The organism is Streptomyces sp. SID1328, from assembly GCF_009865595.1.
GTDB lineage: Bacteria > Actinomycetota > Actinomycetes > Streptomycetales > Streptomycetaceae > Streptomyces > Streptomyces griseoluteus.
Genome location: NZ_WWKH01000504.1, coordinates 1 through 1414 on the forward strand (window position 1 = coordinate 1; position 1414 = coordinate 1414).

Here is a 1414-nt window from a genome sequence, read left to right on the forward strand (position 1 = left end):
ACCCACACCGCGGCGACCACCGCCGCCCCCACCGGCCGGGTCAGCCCCGCGAGCGCTGCCAGCAGCCCCGCCGTCACCCAGCGCCCCGACACCACCGCGAACAGCGACCAGGCGGCCAGCGCCGTGAACAGGGACTCGCTGTACGCCATCGACTGCACGATCCCGACCGGCAGCACCGCCCACAGCAGCACGGCGCACACCCCGGCCCGCGCCCCGTACAGCCGTTCCGCCAGCGCGAAGATCCCGCCCGCCGCCGCCAGCGAGGCCAGGGCGGAGACGACGAGCCCCGCGTCCGGGTACGACAGCGGGGTCAGCGCGTGCAGCAGCCGCTCCAGCCAGGGCAGGAGCGGGAAGAAGGCGAGGTCGGAGTGGACGTCGCCGTCCGGCAGCCGGACCTCGTGGCCGTAGCCCGCACCGGCGACCCGCGCGTACCAGAGGGAGTCCCAGCGGGCGGAGAGCAGCTTGTGCGCGCTCGTGCCGCGCGCCGCGCTCCACCCGGCCAGCACGGCCAGCCCCAGGGCCCGGACCCCCGCGTACCCCAGGAGCGCCGGGAGGGCCCGGCGGGGGAGGGAGGTCACGGGCGGGGCCGCCCGGGTGGCTGTCTCGGTCACGGGCCGATTATCGACGCCCGCGCCGGCCGGGCCGTCATGCGCCGATGACCCCGGGTGGCGAGGTGGCGCACGCCACACCGATCGGGGCGCAACCGTGAGAGGTCCACCACGTGACCTGGGCATGAACTCGCGTACGCTGACGAGCCACCCGCGTGGGTCCGAGCGGGCCGGTGACACCGCTTCTCTCCGGCCGTACGGCGTGGAGATCCCCCCCACCCCGCCGGCCCGCCGCACGCGAGGACTCTTCTGGGAGGTACGTACATGTCCGGGACGACCACGGCCGCCGTCCGGCCGTCCCGTGGGGCGACCGGGGCCGGTACCAACCGCTGGGTCGTCCTCGTCGTCCTCTGTGTCAGCCTGCTGCTCGTCGGCCTCGACGCCACCGTGCTGCACGTGGCGGTCCCCGCCGTCACCGAGGACCTCAGGCCCAGCGCGGTCGAACTGCTCTGGATCGTCGACATCTATCCCCTGGTCTGCGCCTCGCTGCTGATCCTCTTCGGCACGCTGGGCGACCGGGTCGGACGCAGACGCGTCCTGCTGCTCGGCTATGCCCTGTTCGGCGTGGCCTCGGCCGTCGCCGCCCTCGCCCACAACGGTGAGACGCTGATCCTGGCCCGCGCGCTGCTCGGCGTCGGCGGCGCCATGATCATGCCCGCCACCCTCTCCATCCTGCGCCAGGTCTTCCCCGACCGGCGCGAACGGGCGCTCGCCATCGGGATCTGGAGCGCCGTCGCCGCCGTCGGCGCGGCCGTCGGCCCGCTGCTCGGCGGATTCCTGCTGGAGCACTTCTGGTGGGGCTCGGT

General features: G+C 74.8%; 2 protein-coding genes. One reads left to right on the top strand and one right to left on the bottom strand.

The annotated features are described in order from the left end of the window. The coding region (locus tag GT030_RS15885) for a glycosyltransferase family 39 protein (protein WP_346009654.1) at nucleotides 1–611 on the bottom strand (611 nt) is incomplete at its 3' end. Nucleotides 612–872: 261 nt separating this feature from the next. Here GT030_RS15885 and GT030_RS15890 point away from each other — a divergent pair. Then, a partial coding sequence (locus GT030_RS15890; protein ID WP_161201656.1) for an MFS transporter occupies nucleotides 873–1414 on the top strand: 542 nt, incomplete at its 3' end.